Annotated in this window: 15 protein-coding genes; 8 read left to right on the top strand and 7 right to left on the bottom strand. The window is 63.1% G+C overall.

The genetic code is table 11. The annotated features are described in order from the left end of the window. Window positions 1-506: 506 nt before the first annotated feature. Window positions 507-1,574, top strand: a complete 1,068-nt coding sequence (locus NCS03_RS28960; protein WP_008345468.1) for a hypothetical protein — start codon at window positions 507-509, stop codon at window positions 1,572-1,574. An 804-nt stretch (window positions 1,575-2,378) separates the two neighbouring features. Then, window positions 2,379-2,633, top strand: a complete 255-nt coding sequence (locus NCS03_RS28965; RefSeq protein ID WP_250530332.1) for a hypothetical protein — start codon at window positions 2,379-2,381, stop codon at window positions 2,631-2,633. Window positions 2,634-2,705: 72 nt separating this feature from the next. Here the strand turns inward: NCS03_RS28965 and NCS03_RS28970 are convergent, their stop codons facing one another. The 3 genes from NCS03_RS28970 to NCS03_RS28980 are packed head-to-tail and all read right to left on the bottom strand — an operon-like array spanning window position 2,706 to window position 7,152. Next, complete coding sequence (locus tag NCS03_RS28970) at window positions 2,706-4,640, bottom strand: putative bifunctional diguanylate cyclase/phosphodiesterase (RefSeq protein WP_250504333.1); 1,935 nt, start codon at window positions 4,638-4,640, stop codon at window positions 2,706-2,708. Continuing rightward, window positions 4,637-5,158, bottom strand: a complete 522-nt coding sequence (locus tag NCS03_RS28975; RefSeq protein ID WP_250457634.1) for a YfiR family protein — start codon at window positions 5,156-5,158, stop codon at window positions 4,637-4,639. Before NCS03_RS28975 ends, NCS03_RS28970 begins: the two co-directional genes overlap by 4 nt. Window positions 5,159-5,160: 2 nt before the next feature. Next, window positions 5,161-7,152 (bottom strand): TonB-dependent receptor plug domain-containing protein, encoded by a 1,992-nt coding sequence (locus NCS03_RS28980; RefSeq protein ID WP_250530333.1) that lies wholly within the window; start codon window positions 7,150-7,152, stop codon window positions 5,161-5,163. Window positions 7,153-7,496: 344 nt separating this feature from the next. Here NCS03_RS28980 and NCS03_RS28985 point away from each other — a divergent pair, with 344 nt between their 5' ends. Continuing rightward, window positions 7,497-9,896, top strand: a complete 2,400-nt coding sequence (locus NCS03_RS28985; protein WP_250530334.1) for a hybrid sensor histidine kinase/response regulator — start codon at window positions 7,497-7,499, stop codon at window positions 9,894-9,896. A 176-nt stretch (window positions 9,897-10,072) separates the two neighbouring features. Here the strand turns inward: NCS03_RS28985 and NCS03_RS28990 are convergent, their stop codons facing one another. Further along, window positions 10,073-11,440 (bottom strand): LLM class flavin-dependent oxidoreductase, encoded by a 1,368-nt coding sequence (locus NCS03_RS28990; RefSeq protein ID WP_250530335.1) that lies wholly within the window; start codon window positions 11,438-11,440, stop codon window positions 10,073-10,075. A gap of 211 nt (window positions 11,441-11,651) precedes the next feature. Between NCS03_RS28990 and NCS03_RS28995 the strand changes: the two genes are divergently transcribed. From NCS03_RS28995 to NCS03_RS29015, 5 genes are read left to right on the top strand one after another with little or no spacing between them, the layout of a single operon-like run. Further along, complete coding sequence (locus NCS03_RS28995) at window positions 11,652-12,086, top strand: SDR family NAD(P)-dependent oxidoreductase (protein WP_051078948.1); 435 nt, start codon at window positions 11,652-11,654, stop codon at window positions 12,084-12,086. Between the two features lie 40 nt (window positions 12,087-12,126). Beyond that, entirely contained in the window at window positions 12,127-13,791 is a 1,665-nt protein-coding gene (locus NCS03_RS29000; protein WP_250530336.1) for a rhodanese-like domain-containing protein, read from the top strand. Further along, window positions 13,788-14,981 carry an LLM class flavin-dependent oxidoreductase gene (locus tag NCS03_RS29005; protein ID WP_250530337.1) on the top strand — a complete coding sequence of 398 codons (1,194 nt, stop codon included), beginning with the start codon at window positions 13,788-13,790 and terminating at the stop codon, window positions 14,979-14,981. The genes NCS03_RS29000 and NCS03_RS29005 overlap by 4 nt, the downstream gene beginning before the upstream one ends. Beyond that, window positions 14,978-16,315 carry an LLM class flavin-dependent oxidoreductase gene (locus tag NCS03_RS29010; RefSeq protein WP_250530338.1) on the top strand — a complete coding sequence of 446 codons (1,338 nt, stop codon included), beginning with the start codon at window positions 14,978-14,980 and terminating at the stop codon, window positions 16,313-16,315. The genes NCS03_RS29005 and NCS03_RS29010 overlap by 4 nt, the downstream gene beginning before the upstream one ends. Before the next feature lie 22 nt (window positions 16,316-16,337). Beyond that, window positions 16,338-17,570 (top strand): SfnB family sulfur acquisition oxidoreductase, encoded by a 1,233-nt coding sequence (locus NCS03_RS29015; protein ID WP_250530339.1) that lies wholly within the window; start codon window positions 16,338-16,340, stop codon window positions 17,568-17,570. Between the two features lie 49 nt (window positions 17,571-17,619). Here NCS03_RS29015 and NCS03_RS29020 read toward each other — a convergent pair whose 3' ends face one another. The 3 genes from NCS03_RS29020 to NCS03_RS29030 all read right to left on the bottom strand — a co-directional run bounded on the left by NCS03_RS29020 (window position 17,620) and on the right by NCS03_RS29030 (window position 20,318). Continuing rightward, complete coding sequence (locus NCS03_RS29020; protein ID WP_250530340.1) at window positions 17,620-18,588, bottom strand: ABC transporter substrate-binding protein; 969 nt, start codon at window positions 18,586-18,588, stop codon at window positions 17,620-17,622. Between the two features lie 61 nt (window positions 18,589-18,649). Next, window positions 18,650-19,423 (bottom strand): ABC transporter ATP-binding protein, encoded by a 774-nt coding sequence (locus tag NCS03_RS29025; RefSeq protein ID WP_250530341.1) that lies wholly within the window; start codon window positions 19,421-19,423, stop codon window positions 18,650-18,652. Continuing rightward, complete coding sequence (locus NCS03_RS29030) at window positions 19,410-20,318, bottom strand: ABC transporter permease (protein ID WP_175982464.1); 909 nt, start codon at window positions 20,316-20,318, stop codon at window positions 19,410-19,412. Before NCS03_RS29030 ends, NCS03_RS29025 begins: the two co-directional genes overlap by 14 nt. Window positions 20,319-20,753 lie beyond the last annotated feature (435 nt).

Raw genomic sequence — 20,753 nt, forward strand, 5'->3', positions numbered from 1 at the left:
CTTCCGCGACCGTCGGCTGTGTCATTGCCGGGCTGGCGTCGATCCGCGGATTGTGCAAAAGATTTCCCGGCGCATCAGCAATTATTACCTATTACCCAGATTCAAAGCGACTGCGTTTCGGTATCCCGTTCCGAAAACCTAAAGAACGCACAAAGCTTGCCGTAAAACTGTTTATAAGGCTCATCCATTCGGTAATTTTGGCTAGCCCTTACGCGTCCTCAAAGGTCGACGGGGTAGCAACATCGCGGAGCGACATTGCGACCGATTTGCGAACCCGGCTCCCTTGCCGTGCAAGTCGTCCTCATTAATCCCCTAACGCTCCGGTCCATACAGCGTACCGACCGAACTGCAGCAACCGGGCGTTTCAGTCCGAAACCTGCATTCCATCGCGGTCTGACTACCGACTTAGAGAGATAGCCGTCATCAGTCCGCACGCCCACGGCTTCGGAACACATCAATTCGTATTGCTAACTACCATGACAAACCACAGAAAACCTGGCCATTGCTTGCGTGACCGTTTCCGCCTCGTCAATATCTCGGCGGCCGTCGTTGCCGTCGCCACCAGTCTGATGCTCGCGGCATGCGGCGGCGGCGGCGAAGGCGCCGTCGAGGCCGCCACGGCGAAAGCCACCGATATGCCGGAGGCGACCGCAAAGGCGGCCACCACGGCTTCAATCTTTTACGGCATGAACGGTCACATTACCAACGGCGGCGCCTATGACAACACGCCCTACGCGACACAGCTCTCGCAGCTCCAAGACCTTGGCGTGAAGATTTTCCGCAACGACGTGTACAACTTGGCATCCGCCAAAGTGCTCGCTACCGTTGCCAAACAGTTTGCGGCAGGAGGGGTTCAGGTGTATCCGGTGATGCTGCTCGGGCTGGGTTTTGACAGCGAGGAAGCGGCTTACAATGCGGGCTTCGTAATGGGTCAGCAAACGGCACAGACCTATAAGTACACTTACTACGAAGTCGCCAACGAATTGGATTCTGCCGCGCTGGCCGGAAACTACGACGGCAACATCTGGTGGCAATACAGCAATCGGCCGTTCACGATCGCGCGCGGCGTGATCCGTGGCATGATCGCGGGTGTGAAGTCGGTCGACAGTTCCGCGAAGATTATCGTCGATGGCACATGGAAGCACATTGCGTTTTTTCAGATGCTTCTCGACGGCTCACAGCCCGACGGAACACACGGTCACCCGACCGTCAGCTGGGACATCACCGCATGGCACTGGTACTCCGACCAGGGCGACATGACGAATGCGTGCGGGGGCACGGGGTGTCACGACATTCTCGGTATCATCAGTTCCTTTGGCAGGCCCGTCTGGATCAACGAGTTCGGCGTGCGTCCGGAATATGGCGCGAATGACACTATCGCTTCTTACCTGACCGGTAACCTGATGATGCAGCAGTACTACACCCAGGCGTCGAAGTACAACATCCAGTCGATTCAAGGTTTCGAGTTGTACGACTCCCAGGAAGGCAACTACGGCATGCTGCAAAGCGATGGCAAGACGAAGAAGGCCTCGTACATGGCAGTCAAGAATTTCATTGCGAGCCACCCGAAGTAATAAGCGGCAGGGCGGACGCCAGCTGAAATGCGCCGCGTCGGGGCTTTCGATGACGCGGTCATCGAAAAACCCGGCGAACAAGGGAATCGCTCACTTCGAAAGATATTCGATTCCCTCGGATCCTCCACCGACTATTAACGGCTCGAGTTGGCCAGCTAAGACCGTCTAGCACAACCTCTCGATCTTTCGCCAAGGCGACCATCGGTCCAGCGCTTACGAACCGGCGACAACAACCTCGGCGACATCCCACTGTCGAGGCGTCTGCGGTCTCAACAACATTCTCCGAGTGGGCAAGGACGTCTGGCGCACAAGTGCCCCTCAGCCCCCTTTGCGGTATCACCGATTCCACTCAAGAACTGCCGATGCGACCGGAAGAATTTCGCAGACTCGTGCAAGCGCGCTCACCACGGGCTTAGCGCCGCAGCGGTCCACGCGCCGTTTCCATCACTTCCCGACCGTCGGGCCTCGGCTCGGCGAGCAGGAATCGCCTATGCCGCGAAATACTGGTTTTCCCGTATTAACTCGTCTTGTCAAATTGCCGTTATCCGCTGCAAGCAACAGGTCATAACGGCACGCAAGAGCGCCAACGTTTGCGTGACCAGGCGTTTCGAGCAGCCGTACATGGCGCTTTGATGCGTCGCATATCCCGAATTGGGATTGCAGAAGCCGGTCCGAATCGATGCGCCGGACTTGGCAAAAAGATGACTGATTCGATGAGAAAAGTACCGCTTTCCGATGCAGACGCTACCTCGGTAGTACGTTCGGGGACGCGGTTTCAGTTCATGCACATGGCAGGAGGCCGGGGTGATCCTCGAAAATGAAATTCGGCAACTTGAACGGTCCGTCAACACCCTGATATGCCGACCCACATTGATCCGCCGTGAATACTGGGCTGCTCAGACGGAAAAGCTTCTGGTGTTTCCGGGACTGTCCGCCCGCGATCGCCGTCGCTTGATCGCGTTACTGGATCTTCTTGGAATTTCAACCCGCGAAGAAGTCGCTCCGTTAGGCCCGCCCACGATGGTCTTCAGTATGTCCGGAGAGCCGACTGCGACGTGATTGATCCGCTTGCACCCTCTTCCGGTCTCTCAACGAAACGACAAGACGGACAATTCTCCTGAGCTGCCCGTGTTATGCCGATTGCGGGTGTTCATCATTGGCGATAATCCCGGACGTACCTGTCTGTTGCGCCAATGCATGCTCTCGTAGAAGGGCACGAAATCTGTCGATCGACATGGGCGTGCCGGTGAAATAACCCTGGACGACGTCGCATCCCGCTTCCATCAGCCACGCGAGCTGTTTCGCGTCTTCCACCCCCTCGGCAACCGCGTCCAGCCCGAAGCTATGAGCCATCGACAGGATCGCCGTCACGATGGGCTGTCCATGTTCTGGAAGCCTTTCGATGAATGAACGGTCGATCTTGATCGTATTGACAGGGAAGGCATGCAGATACGAGAGCGACGAATACCCTGTGCCGAAGTCATCGATGGATAACAGCACACCCGCAGTGCGCAGACGATTCATCACGTCGAGCGCCGTCTCGCGGTTGGCAATGAGGTGGCTCTCGGTAAGCTCGAGCTCGAGCAGCCCGGGTGCGAGGCCGCTCGCCGCGAGCGCCGCAAGGACGTCGTCGACAAAGGCCGGATGCCGCAACTGCCGCGCCGACACGTTCACCGCAACGCGAACGCTCACGTTCTGATGGTCGGCGCACCACGTCGCCGCTGCGACGCACGCGCGCTGCAGCACCGAACGCCCGAGCCGCACGATCAGATCGCTGTTCTCTGCGATCGGAATGAACTCTGCCGGCGATACGACGCCTTCGTCCCTATGCGTCCACCGCGTCAGCGCTTCTGCACCGACGAGCGAACCGTTGCGGCAGTCGAACTGCGGTTGATAGACGAGATCGAGCGCACCGCCGTCGACGGCCTTGCGCAATTCCGCTTCGAGATACGCACGGCGATGCGCTGCATTCATCAGTTCACGAGAGAATCCCACGACCATGTTCTTGCCGCGCGTTTTCGCTTCGTATAACGCGATGTCCGCGCTGGCGACAAGGCTTCCGCTGTCGTGCCCGGCCTCCGGAAAGCTCGCATAGCCGATGCTCGCCGTCACGCTGATCTCGTCGCCGTCGATTATCGCGGGCTGGCAGAGTGCGTGTCCGACTTCATTCGCGACTTCCTCAACCGCGCTCCGTTTCCAGGAGCACTCTACCGTTACGGCGAATTCGTCGCCGCCCATCCGACTCACGATCCCACGACCGCGCACGGCACTCGTCAGCACGCGCGCCACATGCTGCAGCAGTTCGTCGCCGGCCCCGTGACCGAGCGTGTCGTTCACCGTCTTGAAGTCATCGAGATCGATCAGCACGAGACCAAGATGGCGATGCGGGTCCTTTGCCGCCCCGAGCCGCGCCTCCAGCGTTTCATAGAACGTACGCCGGTTCGACAGGCTCGTGAGCGGGTCCGTGCGCGCCAGCTGCTCCAACTCGCGTTCCGCTTCCGTCACTCGTCGCCGCATCCGGCGCATGACGAGTGTCGAAACCCAGAGCGCACCCAGACACGCGACGCCGAGAAAGCACGCATATTGCAGGAGTTGTCGACGCACCAGGTCGCTCGTTGCTACGAGCACCACATGTCCCAGCTTGTGGCCTTTATGCTCGATCGTCGCGCGCACGTAAACGTCACCGAGCGAGAGTGTCGTGCGATGCTCCGTCGACGCGAGCGTACCCTCGTCGATGTGCTCCGCGCTAATTCCTGCGCGCGCGTAGCGAGTGAAGATCCGGTTGTCGTCGCGATATACGCTGACACTCTCGACGTAGGGAACGCGGCGCAGCGATCGCAAGACGTCTGTCATCGACGCTTCGTCATCGAACATCAACGATGCGCTGACGTTCTCTGCGATGACGGACGCTTGCAGCGACGCATCGTCATAGAGAGCGCTGCGGAATGCCACCGCCTGGTACACGAGAAGCACGATGCTCGCGACCACCAGCGCAATGCCGACGCTCACGAGATTCGCGTGCACCGTCAGACGCTCGGCGCTCCGACTGCTGCTCCGCATGGTCATTTGAGTCTCCTTGCAAGCCGCAGCAGTTTCGAGCTAAGAACCAGCTTTCGGCGTAAGGCCTCGGTGTTGCTGATGTCGAAGCGCAAATGTTCGTCCTCCGCGATCAGCTTGATGACCGCCTCACCGGGTGCGGTCGCGCCGGCGCCAGCGATGACGAGCACTGCATCGTCCGACCGCAATGCCTCGCGCATCTCCGCGCTCGTGCTGTCGCCGTCGTCCAGGGCAAGCACGTCGCATTCGCCGGCTCCCTTGCCGCCCACGGTCATAAAACGCCACACGCGCGCACCCACCAGCCGCCCATTGAGTCCAGCCAGCGCGTCGCGCAGCGAACTACGCTCGCTCGCACAGACGCGCAATTCGGCTCCGCGAGCGCGCTCAGCGGGCCATTGCGTGAATTGCGTGAAGTTGAAGATGTAGGCGCTCTCGAGCTTTGGCAGATCTACCTGCGCGTGCGCACACCATGCCGCGAGCGAACCGGCCGTGCACAAACAGAGCGCTATGCCTCGACGGATCCACATCTTCAGAACCCGTAGACCATTTTCGCCAGCAGCGTGCGGCTCTGCTGCACGATGACGTTCTGAGCGAAGCCGGGGCCGGCCGGATCTGCATATCGGCGGTCGAAGACGTTATAAACCGACAGCGACACATCTGCCGGCGCGATAAGTTTCCGGCTGTGGAGCGACACGTTGACGACGCAGTAGCCCCCCGCCGAACCCGCTTGTGCGAGCCGGGACGACAGACACTGCGCTTCCGAACCTGCGCGCGCCGACATGGCAAACAGCGGGACGCTCACGTTGACCTTGGCCATGTGGCGCGGCGAGTTTTGAAGCGCGCCGCCCGACACGGAATCGCGCGAGAACTGATAGGCGTAACTGGCCCGCGCGCGCACGCCCGAGGCAAACTGCTGCTGCCATGAGAGTTCCGCGCCGCGTGCCTGCGCGCGATCGACGTTGCGAAACACATAGAGACCCGAATCCGGGTCGATGGACTCGGTGATGAGGTCCCGAAGCGAGTAACGGAACAACGAGAGGGTCACGCGTCCCGTGCCGCCCAATGCACGCTCGTAGACGAACTCCTGCGTGCCGATACGTTCCGACTTCAACCAGGGGTTCGCAAGCTGCCCGCCTTCGCCGGGAATTGCGTAATACATCTCGTAGGCATTCGGCGCGCGATATGCGGTGCCGTAGACGAGCTTGAACGTATCGCTTGCGGTCGGCCGCCAGATCAACGCGATACGGGGACTGAAATTGCCGCCGATGCGCGTCTCGCTATCGAAGCGGCCGCCGATGTCGAGCGTCAGCGGCTCGGCAAGTTTGATTTCGTCATCGACATACACGCCGACGCGCTGACTGACGCGATGGTCGTCGAGCAGGCGCTCATACGGCCCAACGTTGTAGTTCCACTGGTCGCGTGCCGTGTTTATCGTGTAATCGACGCCGGCCACGATGCGATTGCGCGGCACCGTGCGCATGGTCGCATGCACATCGCCGCCGTACCACACGGCATGATCGCCATCGACGTTGCTGATGCCCGGCGCGGGGGAGACGAGCTGACGGCTCGTGTAGTCGTAACGCCCCGAATAAAGCTCATAGTCGATCGCAATGTCGTTGCGCAAATGATGCGTGTACGTGGCATCCACGAAGGAATGCGTGTCCGTTACGCTGAAGGGTGCGTTGAAGACAGCGTCGTAAGGCGCGCCCGGAACGTCCTTCGTGCGGTTGCCGTAGCCCGCGCTGATGCGCAAGCCGCCGATGCCGAACTTCGCGAACAACTTCTGGTTGCGCTCGCCATCGAGTCCGCTTGCTACGCCGTTGTTGTTGTCCGGCGTATCGAACTCGGGAAAAAAGAGGTCTTGGCCGTGGCGCTCGTAAGCCGTCGCGGACAGCACGAGGTCCGCGCCGTGCGCGCCATGCCAACCATACGTCGCTCGAGCTTGTTTCTCACCGAAGCTGCCGACAGCGCCGGCGAGTTGAACGCCACCGATCTCGCTGCCCTTCTTTGTGATTACGTTGATGGTGCCAAGCAACGCATTGGAACCATACACGGCCGAGCCGGGGCCGGGTATGTATTCGATACGCTCGACGAGATCCATGTCGATCGGAAAGTCGGAGCCGACGGGCGCCTGATCATAGACTCCGTCGTTCAAACGCATTCCGTCGACGAGCAGCAGGAAGCGGCTGTTGTAATCACCCGGGCGCTGGAAACCGCGCGCGCCGAGATACGAATACATGCGATCGGAGGTGATATACAGTCCGGGCAGCGTTGCAAGCGCATCGGCCAGCGTGCGCCAGCCGTAGTCGCGTATGTCACGGGCGGTCAGAACGATGACGGCGGCAGGCGCGCTCGCCGCGGACTGTGCGACCCGCGTCGCACCACTCACGGTCATGCTCATCAGCGACTCGAGCGGCATCGAAGCCAGGTCTTCGTTCTCCAGTTGGAGCGATGCGCGCGCGAGCGACGGAGCGGTAGCCGCACACGCGGGCGTCACGCACGCGCCGACGAACGCGGCCATGAACAGTCCGGCGACAAAGTGCAGCGGTGCATCAGCGGAACAAAGACTTGGCGGCTGGGTGAAGATCGACATCTGTACGGCATGTTCTAATGAATTCGAGGGTTCTTTTCTTATCGGCATCCGCACCCGGCCGCTTGAGTCGGACCCCATGCGTCGGCGCGCTTCAGCGGCCGTGTGTCGGTAATATTTTCGCGGCACCCCGCACCGCGCTGTGTGCCGGCGTGAGCGCACGCCAGCGCCGTCGTCTGATCGCTTACCCTGAAGCATGGCGGCACGGATGTTGCGCAACTGCCTTCTCCATCCTCCGGAGAATTCAAGGCGTCTCCTGCCGCGCCTCCGTCCCCATGGCCTCCCCTGAGATCTTCGCAGAAATTTTCAACACGGCGCCCGTCGGGAGCTACTTGCTCTCCCCCACACGGGACGCAATCATCCTTGCGGTCAACGATGCGTTCCTCAAGGCCTCGACGCTTCGCAGAGAAGAGATGGTCGGACGGAGCCTTTTCGATGTGTTCCCGCACAATGAAGCTGATCCGGAAGACACAGGAGTCGAAGCGCTGCGCCAATCGATTGCTCGTGCAATCGAGACGGGTGAACCTCAGACATTGCCGCTACAGCGATTCCCGCTCTGGGTGACCACCGACGACGGGAAGACACGTTACGAAGAACGCTTTTGGAGTGCTGTCAACACGCCGATTTTCAATTCAGAGGGCACGCTGCTCTGCGTCTCCCATACCACGACCGATGTCACGAATGCGCATTTGACCCGGCAAGCGCTCGCCGCAAGCGAACAGAGATTCCGAAGCCTCTTTGATGCGATCAACCAGGCGTTCTGCGTCATCGAGCTATCGTTCGATGAGGGCGCGGAGCCAATGGACTACAAGTTCGTCATGGTGAATCCCGCATTCCAGGCGCACACGGGGTTGGTGGACGTCGTGGGAAAGAACGTTTCCAAAGTGATTCCCGGCCACGACCGCCACTTCTTCGATATCTATGGCGCCGTCGCCAGGAATGGCCTCCCGATTCACGCACAGAGGGAGGCGTCGCAGCTAGGACGCTGGTTCGACATCTATGCATTCCGCCCTGACGCTGCAACGCCTCATCAGGTGGGAGTCCTCTTTTCTGACATTACCGAGCAGCGAGAAGATGAGCAACGTCTGGTCGCCAGCGAGCGGAACGCAAGAAGCGCCGCGCGCGAAGCACTGGACGCTACCCGCCGCCTGGACGCAGTATTGGAAGCCGCGCCGATCGGCATTGTCGTCAGCGACAAAGGCGGTGCGATCGAACGAGTGAATCGATCGTTTGCTCAGTTTTGGGGCGAGAATCATCCGCGCCCACAAAACATCGAAGACTTCGAGATGTGGAAAGGACGCTGGGCCGATCATTCAGACAGACACGGTCATCCACTCACCGCCCATGAGTGGACTACGGCGCGCGTTTTAAACGGTGAAGCCGCCGCCAGGGATATCGTCTCCATCGAAAGCTTCGATGACCCGCCCAATCGACGGACATTACTGAGCACGGGGGCCCCCATCAGGGACGATCATGGCGCCATCGTCGGCGCCGTTGTCGCACAGTTGGACATCACCGATCGCGTCAACGCCGAAGAGGAGTTGCGTCTCGCCGATAGACGGAAGGACGAATTCCTCGCCATGTTGTCACATGAACTCCGCAATCCGCTCTCGCCTATCGCAAGCGCGGCAGAACTGATGAGGGTCGCACCTAACGATGCGCGACGGGTCAGCAAGTCGTGCGAAATCATCTCGCGACAAGTAAAACACATGACGGGACTCATCGATGACCTTCTCGATGTGTCACGGGTAACGCAGGGACTGATCAACCTCAACGTCGAGGTGCTCGACGCAAATCGGGTTGCGGCTGACGCAATCGAGCAGGTCAGACCGATCATCGAGAGGAAAAGGCATCGTCTTTCGCTGCGTACGTCGTCGACGGCGGCGCTGGTACGGGCAGACGAGAAGCGGCTGACCCAAGTCTTCGTCAATCTGCTCAATAATGCAGCCAAGTACACGCCGGAAGCAGGCGTTATCGACTTCACCGTGAGCTTGAACGACGACTGTGTCAAAGCCGTCGTAGCTGACAACGGCATCGGGATGACGCCGGAAATTGCCGCGCGCGCCTTCGACTTGTTCGCGCAAGGCGAACGCAGTTCCGATCGCTCTCAAGGTGGACTGGGGATAGGACTCGCACTCGTCAAGAGTCTGGTCCAACTCCATGGAGGTACCGTCACCGCGTACAGCGCAGGTCCCGGCGAAGGCAGCACGTTTGTTGTATGCCTGAAGCAGGCTGAAACCTCGAATGTCCAACGAAATGACAAGACGGACAATTCTCTTGAGCTGCCTGTGTTATCCCGATTGCGGGTGTTGATCGTTGACGATAACCCGGACGCGTCGGAGACGCTTGCCATGCTGATGCAAACCTTGGGAAATGAAGTACGTGTCGCGGCAAACGGCAATGGAGCCCTGAAGGAAGTCGAACAGTGGAATCCCGACGTATGCCTTCTCGACATCGGCTTGCCCGACATGGACGGATATCAGTTGGCGTCCAAACTCAGGCGCCGCCCGGAGACCGCGCGCAAAGTTCTCATCGCAGTAACTGGATACGGCTTGCAACAGGACAAAGAGAAGGCGATCGCCGCCGGGTTCGATCATCACTTTGTCAAGCCATTGGACGTGCGGAGACTTTTTTCCCTGCTTGGCGATGTCGCTTCGCGCGCGGATCGCGAATAGAACACCATCGCCCGACAGGCGAATTGCGTTGACAGGCAGGCGTCTGCCGACCCGTCATGGCGGATCTGGCGAAGTTGGTAGATCAAGTCCTGCGCTCCTCCCGATAACGCAGTGCGGAGTTCGGTACTCGGCCCATGCTGTCTATGAAATCGGCACCGCATCGCGGGCGGCGCTTCTCAGCCCGCGCGATAACGCCCGCCGGGATGCGTGTCACGCAGATGCGGCCCGCGTCCCGCGAACAGCTTCTCGCGCAGGGTGCCGTCCGCATACGCCGTGCGGTATCGGCCACGGTTCTGCAACTCCGGCACGACCAGATCGACGAACGCATGCAGGCTCTCCGGCATGACCGTGCGACGCAGATTGAAGCCATCGACGCCGGTTTCATCGGCCCACGCGACGAGTTGATCCGCCACTTCTCCGGGATCGCCGACAATGAACGGCCCGCGCCCGCCGATCTGATCGAAGCGCGTCATGTCGCGCGGCGTGATCGGCCGCCCGGCGCGCTTCGTCAGGTTTTCGACGGTCGATTGCAGCGCATTGCTTTTGACATAGCGGATCGGTTCGTCGAGATCCATCGCCGCGAAGTCGATGCCGGTCCATCCCGACACGAGCACGAGCTGGCCGAGCGTGTCGACATATTCCGCGTATTCGGCGTGGAGTGCCCGAGCTTCCCTGGACGTGCGCGCCACCACGACGGTCGCGCCGAGATAAAGCAGCACGTCGTCAGGCGCGCGGCCGGCATCGACCGCATGCTTGCGGATGTCACGCGCCGCCGCCGCGACGATGGCAGGCGTCTGGCCTTCGAGGAACACGCATTCGGCATGCTTGCCGGCGAACGCCTTGCCGCGTCCCGATGCGCCGGCTTGATACAACACCGGCGTGCGTTGCGGCGACGGCTCCACGAGATTGAAGCCATCGACGCGAAAGTACGGCCCTTCGTGCAACACGCGGCGGATCTTCGACGGGTCCGTGTAAGGCTTGCCCGCGCGCCTGTCATGCACGACCGCGCCCTCCGTCCAGCTTCCTTCCCATAACTTGTAGACGGCTTCGAGGAAGTCCTCCCCCGCCGCATAGCGCTCGTCGTGCTCGCGCGCCTTCTCCAGTCCCATGCCCCGCGCCGCGCTCTCCAGATATCCGGTGACGACGTTCCAGCCAGCGCGCCCGCCCGTCAGATGATCCAGCGTCGAGAAACGCCGCGCGAACTGATACGGATGCTCGTACGTCAAATTGGCGGTCACGCCGAAGCCCAGGTGCTTCGTCGCATGCGCCATCGCGGGCACGGTCAGCAGCGGATCGTGCGATGGCGATTGCGCGGCGGAGAACAGCGTCGCGTCGACGCCGCCGCCGTAGACGTCGTAGATGCCGAAGACATCGGCCAAAAAAACGCCGTCGAACAGGCCGCGTTCGGCAGTCTGCGCAAGTTCGATCCAGTAGGCGAGCGTGTTGTGTTCGAGAGAACGGTCGCGCGGATGCCGCCAGAATCCGGCCCACGAATGCGCGGGCGCGTTCATGTGGAACGCGTTGAAATGCAGATGTCTGTTCATGGTGCGCGCGCTTTCTCGCGGCCGGCATTTCGGAGCGGTACACACTAGGAGAGAGGCCGCGTCGCGCCAACCAAGTTAATCAGCTAAGCAAATTGACCGGTCGCTGGCAAGCCCATTACGCCCATTGTGCAGAGCTTTCGCGAAATGATCCGTTCGTCCTGACGACACGAGGAATCAACATGGAGAGCTTCCATCCCATGTGCATCCGTCCATGTCCAGTCACGATCAGTTCAATGACCGGGTTTTCTGGGTCACAGGCGCATTCGGCGCGCTCGGCGCGGCCGTCGTGCGAAGACTCGCTTGCGCAGGCGCGCATGTGGTCGCGTCCTCGCGCAACATCGATAATCATTTCCCCGGTTCGAGCGTCAACGCCGCGCTGGACCTGCTCGTGCAAGGTCTCGGACGCAAGTACGGGCCGCATGGCGTGCGCGTCAACGCGGTCGCGCCCGGTCCGATCGAATCGCCGCGCTTCGCGTCGATGACGACCGGCCAGGTCGATGCCGAACCCACGCGTCTCACCGCGCTCGACGGCCCCGGCACGCCCGACGACGTCGCGGCGGCGGTCACGTATCTGCTCTCCGACGATGCCCGCTTCGTCACCGGGACGCGTCTCTATGTGGATGGCGGCGGCCCGCCGTACGCCTGATTTCTCGATTCCGCTTCCTACTTTCAAGGACTTCTCTCTCATGTCCCGTTCCGTATCCGCCTCGCAGTTGCGCACGCTCATCGCTCAACGCTCGGAACTCGCCGTGCTCGACGTGCGCGAGGAAGGCGTCTCCGCGCGAAAGCGTCTGTTCTATTCGTCGGTTGCGCCGGTGGGCCGGCTCGGACTGCTGATCGATCGCCTCGTGCCGCGCCGCGGCACACCCATCGTTCTCGTCGATACCCACGGCGAGTACACGCCGCGCGCAGCCGCCTTGCTCGAACGCTGGGGTTATACCGACGTCGCGATCCTCGAAGGCGGCCTCGAAGGCTGGGCGCAGGCGGGCTTCGAAGTTTTTTCGGGCACCAATGTGCCGGGCAAGGCATTCGGCGAAGTCATCGAGCACAAGCTGCATACGCCCAACATCGACGCCTCGACGTTGAAGGCCCGCCAGGATGCCGGCGACGATCTCGTCGTGCTCGACTCGCGTCCGTTCGGCGAATTCAACACGATGAGCATTCCCGGCGGCATCGATTGCGCGGGCGCGGAACTCGTCTATCGCGCGCTCGCTGCCGTGCCGTCGCCGGATACGCTGATCGTCGTGAACTGCGCGGGCCGCACGCGCAGCATCCTCGGCGCGCAGTCGCTCATCAACGCGGGCGTGCCGAACCCGGTCGCCGCGCTCACTGGCGGCTCCATGTCGTGGCTGCTCGAAGGCTTCGAACTCGAACACGGCAAGATCCGCACCGCGCCGCGCCCCGAAGGCGAGGCGCTCGCGACCGCGCGCGAGCTCGCCGCCGCCGCCGCGCGCCGCGCCCGTGTGCCGGTCATCGACCGCGACACGCTCGCCGCGCTCGAACGCGAAAGCGGGGAACGCACGCTGTATCGCTTCGACGTGCGCGATCCGCTCGAATACGAAGCGGGTCATCCGGCAGGCTGGCAAAACGCGCCCGGCGGACAGCTCGTGCAGGCAACCGACGAATACGTCGGCACGCTGCATGCGCGCGTCGTGCTGCGCGACGACGACGGGGTGCGCGCGCGCATGACGGCGTCGTGGCTCAAGCAACTCGGCTATCTCGATGTCCGCGTGCTCGACGATGCGGGGAGCGCATCGCTCGTCGCCGAGCACCTGGAAGCCGGTTCGCAGGCCGTGCGCGTGCGTCCGCACGGCGCGCGCACGCGCTGGATAGAAGCCGATGCGTTGTTGCGCGAGATCGAAGCGGGCGCCGTGCAGACCATCGATATCGACAGCAGCCTCGCGTTCCGCCGCGCCCATGTGAAGGGAGCGCGCTTCGTCGCGGCGAGCGCCGTTCTCGCGCATCTGAGCGACTTGCCGCGCGACACGCCGATCGTGCTCACGTCAGAAGACGGCGTGCTCGCGGGACTTGTCGCGGCGGAAATCGCGCAGACGCGCGGCGGCGTATCCGCGCTCATCGGCGGCACGCGCCGCTGGCTCGCGCTCGGACTGCCCCAGGACGCCGGCGACGCGGGCAACCTGACCGGCGACGACGACGCGTGGTACAGCCCGTATCACGCAAAGGCGGATCAGGTCGCCGCGCAGATGAACGCGTATCTCGCCTGGGAGTTGCAACTCGTCGAACAGGTGGACCGCGATGCGATCGCGTCCATCGACGTGCTCGACTTCGAAACGCCCACCGCGCGCCGCAGCCGCGAACGGCTCGCCGACATCGCGGGGCGCGCGAAATGAGCTCCACGTTCGACGGCGCATCGAGCCCGGCGGACATCGAAGGCAGTCCGCTGCACGCGGCGTTCCAGCAACCGCTGATCCTCGGCCTCTTCCTGCCGATCCAGAACGGCGGCTGGTCCATTTCGACGCTGCCGCGCGGCACCGACTGGCGCTTCGACTACAACGCGCGTCTGACGAAGCAGGCGGAAGCGCTCGGCTTCGATCTCGTCTTCGGGCTCGCGCAATGGCTCGGCAAGAACGGTCACGGCGGCGAGATGAAGTATCGCGAGCAGTCGCTCGATGCATTCATCGCGACGAGCGCGCTCGCCGCGATCACCGAGCGCATCCTGCTGATCTCGACGGTTCATGCGCTCTACGGGCCGTGGCATCCGCTGCATCTCGCGAAGTTCGGCGCGACGCTCGATCACATTTCGAACGGGCGCTGGGGCATCAATCTCGTGACCGGTCACGTCTCCACCGAATGGGCGATGTTCGGCCAGCCGATGATCGAGCACGACGAGCGCTATGCGCGCGCGGCGGAATTCGTCGGCGTGCTCGACACGCTCTGGCGCAGCGACGCGAACCTGACGATCCGCACGCCGCGCTGGCAGCTCGACGATGCCTTCGTGAGCCCGCGCCCGCGCTATCGCCGTCCGGTACTCGTCAACGCGACCGGCTCCGATGCCGGCATCGACTATGCGGTGCGCCATTCGGACCTCGTCTTCATCACGAGTCCGGCGGGCGCGGATTTCGACGACGCCATCGGCGCCTTGCCCGCGCATACCGCAAAAATTCGCGAAGGCGCGGCGCGCGTCGAACGGCGCGTACGCAAGCTCATTAACCCGACGATCGTATGCCGTCCGACCGAGCGCGAGGCGTATGCGTATCGCGACGCCATCGTCGCGCACGCCGATGAAGGGGCGCTCGACGGCTTCGTCGCGCAAGGCAGCCGCAGCGACGCGAAAGCGTGGTCGAAGCACAAGCGCGAGCAGCGCATCCTCGGCGGCAATCTGCATCTGATCGGTTCGCCCGAGCAGATCGTCGACAAGCTGCTCGCGCTGAAACGCGCCGGATGCGACGGCGTGCAACTGACCTTTTTCGACTTCGAACCCGATCTCGCCTATTTCGGTGAAGCGGTGCTGCCTTTGCTCGTCGAAGCGGGCCTGCGTCGCGACTTCGCCGGATCCAACTCTCCGCACACGACGACATGACCACCACGCGGCCACGGCAACTCCATCTGAACACGAACGTGACCGGCACCGGGCGGCATCCGGCGGGCTGGCGCACGCTCGACAATCCACGTTCGATCATCGATCTGAGCTTCTTCAAGGCGATCGCGGCGACGGCCGAGCGCGGCAAGCTCGATGCGGTGTTTCTCTCCGATACCCTGTCGCTGCGCAATCACGCCGAAGGCCCGTCGCAGGCGCTGGAACCGACCGTGCTGCTGACCGCGCTCGCGGGCGCGACGCAACATGTCGGCCTGATCGCGACGGCATCGACCACGTTCAACGATCCGTTCAATCTCGCGCGCCGCTTTGCATCGGTCGATCATCTGAGCGGCGGACGCATCGCGTTCAATGCGGTGACGACTTACGACACGCACGCCGCCGCGAACTTCAGCCACGAGATTCCGCTCTCGACCGAAGAGCGGTATGCGCGCGCACAGGAGTTCGTCGAGGTCGTGACGAAGCTCTGGGACAGTTGGGAAGACGATGCCTTCGTCGCCGACCGCCCGTCGGGCCGCTATACCGATCCCGCGCGCGTGCATACGATCGAGCATCGCGGCAAGTACTTCTCCGTGCGCGGGCCGCTGTCCGTGCCGCGCAGCCCGCAAGGGCGGCCCGTGCTCGTGCAGGCCGGCTCCTCGGAAGGCGGACGCGCGCTTGCCGCACGCTTCGCCGACGCCGTCTTTACCGCGCAGACGACGCTGCCGACGGCGCAGGCTTTCTACGCTCAGATGAAAGACCGCGTGCGCGCGCATGGCCGCAATCCCGATCATTTCCTGCTGCTGCCGGGGCTGTATCCGGTCGTCGGCGGAACCGAGCGCGAGGCGCGCGAACGCAAGGCCGAACTCGACGCGCTGCTCGATACCGATCGCGAAATCGCGCGGCTTGCAGGCGCACTCGGCCTCGCGCCCGACGATCTGTCGATCGATGCGCCCTTGCCCTACGAGCTCATCGGCAAGGTCGCGCGTTCGGACCTGCCGCGCGGTTTCATCGACTCGACGGTCGCGCTCGCGAAGAGCGGGAACCTCACGGTGCGCGATCTGCTCGACCGCAACCCCGGCGCCCACCGGATGATCGTCGGCACGCCCGAGCAGATCGCCGACGATATCGAGCAATGGTTCCAGGCACGCGGCGCGGACGGCTTCAATCTCAACGCCGACGTGTTTCCTTCGGGCCTCGCGGCCTTCGTCGATCACGTCGTGCCGATCCTGCAGCGCAAAGGCATTTTTCGCCGCGACTACGAAGGCACGACGCTGCGCGATCATCTCGGCCTGCCGCGACCGGCCAGCCAGTATGCATCGTCGGCGCATGCCGCATGAACATCGAGAGGACAGGAACCGCATGACACAGGACAAGCAACTCACGCGCGCGGCGCTCATCCGCTCGGACGACGAAGCCCTCGACACCGCGCGGCGTCTCGCCGCCGAATTCGCCGTCGACGCCGCCGCGCGCGATCGCGATCGCCGGCTGCCGCTCGACGAGATCGAAGTGTTCAGCGCGAGCGGCTTATGGGGCATCGGCGTGCCGCGCGCATTCGGCGGCATCGATGTCTCCGTGCGCACCATCGCGCAGGTGTTCGATACGATCTCGGCGGCGGATTCGTCGCTCGGGCAAATTCCGCAGAATCACTTCGCGACGCTCGAACGTCTGCGACACGACGGCACGCCGAGTCAGCAGGACTTCTTCTTTTCACGCGCGCTCGCCGGAGAACGCTTTGGCAATGCGACCGCCGAACCGGGCGACCGTCTGCCCTCGGAGCACGAGACGCGCGTGCGCCGCCGCGCGAATGGCAACGGCTTCGTGCTGACGGGCCGCAAGGTGTATTCGACGGGCGCGCTTTTCGCCCACTGGATTCCTGTCGCCGCGCGCGATGACGACGGTCTTCCCGTGACCGCTTTCGTCGCACGGCATGCGCGCGGCGTCGAAGTCATCGACGACTCATCGGGATTCGGTCAGCGCACGACGGCGAGCGGTCAGGTGCGGCTCGACGAGGTCGAACTCGATGCGCTGCAGATCGTCGCGCGCGGGCGCCGTCCGTATATCGATACGGCCAATGCCGTGTCGCAGGTGCTCCATGCGGCGATCGATCTCGGTATCGGCCGGGCCGCGCTCGATGAGACCAAGCGCTTCCTGCACGCGTTCGCGCATCCCGCGCGCGGCAGCGGCGCATCGCATGCGACGGACGACCCGTACACGCTGCGCGACATCGGCGCACTGACGGTCGATTTGCATGCGGCCGAGGCGCTGACCGCACGCGCCGCCGAGTCGATCGACCGGGCGCGCGACCCAAACGCGCCGCGCGAGGCCGTCGCCGCTGCCATCGTCGCGACGGCGGAAGCGAAGATCGTCACGACGCGATTCGCGCTCGATGCATCGAACAAGCTGTTCGAACTCGCGGGGACGCAATCGACGCGCTCCGAACACAATCTCGACCGGCATTGGCGCAATGCGCGCACGCACACGCTGCACGACAGCGTGCGGTGGAAATATCACGCGGTCGGGCAGTATGCGTTGAACGATCTACTCTGCGATCCGTTCAGTTACGCGAATCCTTATACGAAGCTCGACGTGTAAGTCAAAGGGCGTGCCTTCAGCACGAAAGGCACGCCGTTTCCGCGAAGCTTCAGTGCGATGCGACGGCCTGCCTGTCGAACACCGGGTTGAACTCTACGTCCACCTTGATCTGATTCTTGATGTCGCCGGATTTATAGAGCGTGTCCGCGATCTTCTGCTCGCGCGCCACCAGTTCCTTGTCGAGCGGATAGAACCGGGAACGTCCGTTTTCGGCGGAGAATTTCGCACGCGCCGGGCTTTGCTTCATCTTCTCGAGATAGATCTTCTCGACGGCCGGCACGTTCTGCGCCCACCACGTCCACGAGTTCTTCAGGCGGCCGAGGACGTCGCCGAGCGCCTCGCTCTTCTTCGGATCGCGCAGCACGTCGGTGCGGGCGGTGAACACGGACAACGCCGGTATGTCGAGTTCGTCGCTCCTGATGATGACGCGCGCATCGCCCTTGTCCACCGTTTCCTTGACCGGGCCGTAGCCGCCGGAATACACCGCGACCTGCCCCGCATTGAACGCGGACGCGGACACGTTGCCGTCGCCGAACTTGACGGCTTCGAAGTCCTTCGGCTTGAGTCCGGCCTTCACATACGAGAGCACGTATTGCAGATAGTTGAAGCCGCCGAAGTTATAGCCCCACGTTTTGCCCTTGAGATCGGCGAGGTCCTTGACGTCGGCGCTCTTGCGCACGACCGTGACGATAGGCGGATAGCTGCTATCCGGATTGCGCCAGCCCGCGATGATCTGCAAGGGCGCGGTGTCCGCGGTCCACGGCGTGCGTGCGTTGCCCTGTTCGATGATGAGCGACGTATCGCCCATCAGCCCGACATCGAGCACCTTCGAATACAGCGCGGACAGTTGCGCCGCCGGACCGGTCAGCACGGCCCATTTGACTTTGTACGGCGCGCCGTCGAGCACGTGCGACGCTTCGACGATCAATGGCCATGCGGCGTCCTGCGTGCCGATCGTGAGCGTCAGCGGTTCGCCTTGCGCGAACGATGCCGACGACCCCGCGACGAAACTCGTCACGAAAAAAGCGATGAAGCGTTTCCTGATGCGCATGAACGTGTGGTCTGAGTGAATGAAGTCTTCATGCCGCGTTTCGGGACGCGGCTTGCAATGCAGCGTCGTCGACGCCGAGTTCCGCGAGCAGCCGCGCGCGCAACGCGATGGCGTGCTCGTCGCCGCGCGAACGCGGACGCGGAGAATCGACCGTCACATCCGCGTTGATCTCGCCTTGCGATAGCACGACGATGCGATCGGACAGCAGAATCGCTTCGTCGATGTCGTGCGTCACGAGCACGACCGCAGGCGTATGCGCGCGCCACAGACGCGCGACGAGTTCGTACATGCGGATGCGCGTCAACGCATCGAGCGCGGCGAAGGGTTCGTCGAGCAACAAGAGCTTCGGCTCGCGCACGAGCGCACGCGCGAGCGCGACGCGTTGCGCCTCGCCGCCGGAAAGCGTCTTCGGCCAGCCTTGCGCGTGGCGCGACAAGCCGACTTCGTCGAGCGCGGCGAGCGCGGACTGCTTCGCCGCGCCCAGGCGGTCGTGGCCGATGACGACGTTTTCCCATACGCGCTTGGCGGGCACGAGACGCGGCTCCTGAAACACGACGGAACGCGCGCCCGCGACGCGCACGCGACCGCTGTCGGCGCGATCGAGCCCGGCGAGGATGCGCAACAGCGTCGTCTTGCCCGCGCCCGATGCGCCGAGCATCGACACGAACTGGCCGCGCCTGATGGTGAGCGAGACGTCCTTCAGCACCGCGCGCCCTGAGAACACGCGGCTCACGCGGTCGAGTTCGAGCGCGGCTTCGCGCTGTTGCAACGCGTCGAAGCGTTCGATGTCAGGCGAGTTCAAAACGCGGCCTCCACGGCAGGGCGAGATGTTCGAGCGCGCGCATCACGAGATCGGTGACGATGCCGAGCGCCGCATACACCAGAATGCCCGCGATGATGATGTCCGCGCGCTGATTCTGGTTCGCGTTCACGAGGATGTAGCCGATGCCGTTCTGCGCGTTGATCTGCTCCGCGACGACGAGCGCGAGCAAGGCGACGGCGCTCGAATAGCGCACGCCGACGAGGATCGATGGCAGCGCCGTCGGCAGAATGATGCGCAGCGCCATCTGCCGGCTCGACAGCCCGAAAACGCGCGCCGCTTCGAGCAGCTTCGGATCGACGCCGCGCACGCCGGCATACGTGTTGAGATACATCGGAAAGATGGTGGCCGCGAGGATCACGGCGACCTTCGCGCCTTCACCGATGCCGAACCAGGTGATGAAGAGCGGAATCAGGGCAATGAACGGAATGGTGCGCAGCATCTGCAGTGGCGCATCGACGATCTCTTCGCCGACGCGCCACAGGCCCGCAAACAGGCCCGCCAAAAGACCGATGCCGCCGCCGATGGCCAAGCCCGTCGCCGCGCGCACGAGCGACACGCCGATCGCGCTTTGCAGTTCGCCGTCCGCGATCAGTTCCTTCAGTGCCGCGACGATGACGGTCGGCGGCGGCAAGGTTTCGGGCGCGACGAGTTGCAGCGAGGATGCGAGCTGCCACAACACGATCAACGCGAGCGGAACGCCGATGCGCAAACCCCGCGAGCGCAGCACGCTCAACGTGCGCGCGCGTGCCTGCGCCGCTTCGCGTGTGGGCAGGTCGACTAGCGCGCGCGTATCGTTTGTGCGCTTGTCGTCCCGTTCGGGGGGCGCGCCGGCATCGAGCCGTAGCGCGGCGGAAGGATAGCGGGGAACGTTCATGGGCAGGCGGGCGGGAATGACCGGGAGCGGGTTGAACGAATGATGGTACGTTCGCCCCCATTGCGAGCAAACGAAGCGTTTGCCGGATGCTATGCGCGCTTTCCCGAATAACTATTGCAGTCGAGGGACTATCCGGACCCGGCGAGCCGCGCTGTTCCACCTCTTCATCTGTCAGGCCGATGCGGATCGGTCCGCCGACCAGCGCGAGCGTCGCATTTCACGCAGCCGCGTGTCCCGAGCTGAAGATCCGCGATGCGCTTCCGAAGCACGGAGCACGAGCCCGCCGCGGGGCTGCCATCCATCCACGCGCGGCCTGCCTGACCCATGCCGAAATCTGATGCGCCCCATGAGATCTTTTCGATTGGCTTCGCGACGGAGCCGCGTCGAGAATGATTGCACCCCAGCCGCCTCCGCAGTCCAACCAATCAGGAATGC

Source organism: Caballeronia sp. ATUFL_F1_KS4A, assembly GCF_023630905.1.
GTDB classification, from domain to species: domain Bacteria; phylum Pseudomonadota; class Gammaproteobacteria; order Burkholderiales; family Burkholderiaceae; genus Caballeronia; species Caballeronia zhejiangensis.

Coding starts and splice junctions, on each gene's coding strand:
- NCS03_RS28970 (WP_250504333.1), bottom strand. CDS start 4,640: ATGACCATGCGGAGCAGCAGTCGGAGCGCCGAGCGTCTGACGGTGCAC.
- NCS03_RS28975 (WP_250457634.1), bottom strand. CDS start 5,158: ATGTGGATCCGTCGAGGCATAGCGCTCTGTTTGTGCACGGCCGGTTCG.
- NCS03_RS28980 (WP_250530333.1), bottom strand. CDS start 7,152: ATGGCCGCGTTCGTCGGCGCGTGCGTGACGCCCGCGTGTGCGGCTACC.
- NCS03_RS28985 (WP_250530334.1), top strand. CDS start 7,497: ATGGCCTCCCCTGAGATCTTCGCAGAAATTTTCAACACGGCGCCCGTC.
- NCS03_RS28990 (WP_250530335.1), bottom strand. CDS start 11,440: ATGAACAGACATCTGCATTTCAACGCGTTCCACATGAACGCGCCCGCG.
- NCS03_RS28995 (WP_051078948.1), top strand. CDS start 11,652: ATGTCCAGTCACGATCAGTTCAATGACCGGGTTTTCTGGGTCACAGGC.
- NCS03_RS29000 (WP_250530336.1), top strand. CDS start 12,127: ATGTCCCGTTCCGTATCCGCCTCGCAGTTGCGCACGCTCATCGCTCAA.
- NCS03_RS29005 (WP_250530337.1), top strand. CDS start 13,788: ATGAGCTCCACGTTCGACGGCGCATCGAGCCCGGCGGACATCGAAGGC.
- NCS03_RS29010 (WP_250530338.1), top strand. CDS start 14,978: ATGACCACCACGCGGCCACGGCAACTCCATCTGAACACGAACGTGACC.
- NCS03_RS29015 (WP_250530339.1), top strand. CDS start 16,338: ATGACACAGGACAAGCAACTCACGCGCGCGGCGCTCATCCGCTCGGAC.
- NCS03_RS29030 (WP_175982464.1), bottom strand. CDS start 20,318: ATGAACGTTCCCCGCTATCCTTCCGCCGCGCTACGGCTCGATGCCGGC.